Below are 208 nucleotides of genomic sequence, written 5' to 3' on the forward strand. Positions count from 1 at the left end.
GGCGAAGGTGGAGCGCGGCGGGGAGTAGAAGTCCTTGCCCTCCAGACCCGGCTCGTCGTCCTCGGCCACGGGCGGCTTGCTCGGGTCGCCGACCACGAACTGGGTCGCCGCCATCGACGCCGCGTCGAAGGCGTAGCGCCGCGGGTTCGAGAGGACCGCGATGGTGCCCAGCTCGATGCGGCTGCCCGGGGCACCCATGACCAGCACC

Annotated in this window: 1 protein-coding gene; it reads right to left on the bottom strand. The window is 72.6% G+C overall.

Annotated features, from left to right (window positions below; genetic code table 11):
* A partial coding sequence (locus QWJ41_RS21890; RefSeq protein WP_302710604.1) for a hypothetical protein occupies positions 1-208 on the bottom strand: 208 nt, incomplete at both ends.

Source organism: Nocardioides cremeus (assembly GCF_030518195.1).
In the GTDB taxonomy this organism is placed as follows: domain Bacteria; phylum Actinomycetota; class Actinomycetes; order Propionibacteriales; family Nocardioidaceae; genus Nocardioides; species Nocardioides cremeus.